The organism is Nocardia alni, from assembly GCF_019038435.1.
Taxonomy (GTDB): domain Bacteria; phylum Actinomycetota; class Actinomycetes; order Mycobacteriales; family Mycobacteriaceae; genus Nocardia; species Nocardia alni.
In genome coordinates, this window is the sequence record NZ_JAGPOX010000418.1 from 1 (window position 1) to 379 (window position 379).

The window sequence follows — 379 nt, forward strand, 5'->3', positions numbered from 1 at the left end:
CCAGCACCGTGAGCCGCCACATGAAGGACCTGGAGACGCGCCTGGGCCTCACGCTCTGCCGCCGCGGCCGGGCGGGTTTCGCGCTCACGCCCGAGGGTCAGCGCGTCTATGAGGAAACGCTGCGCCTGCTGGCCTCGGTGCGCAGCTTCCGCGACGGCATCGACGACATCCATGCGCGCATGGGCGGCCAGCTGGCCGTGGCCGTGTTCGACAAGACCGCCAGCAACCCGGCGGCGCGCATCGGCGAGGCGATCGCCGCCTTCGGCCGGCAGGCGCCCGAGGTGGAGCTGCAGCTGCACGTGGGGCCGATCAATGCCATCGAGCGCGGCGTGATCGACGGCAGCTACCAGGTCGGCATCATTCCCGCGCACCGCAGCTC

General features: G+C 71.8%; 1 protein-coding gene. It reads left to right on the forward strand.

From position 1 onward, the window contains the following. Nucleotides 1–20: 20 nt before the first annotated feature. Nucleotides 21–379: LysR family transcriptional regulator (locus JZ791_RS47565; RefSeq protein ID WP_498049428.1), on the forward strand; the 359-nt coding region annotated here is incomplete at its 3' end.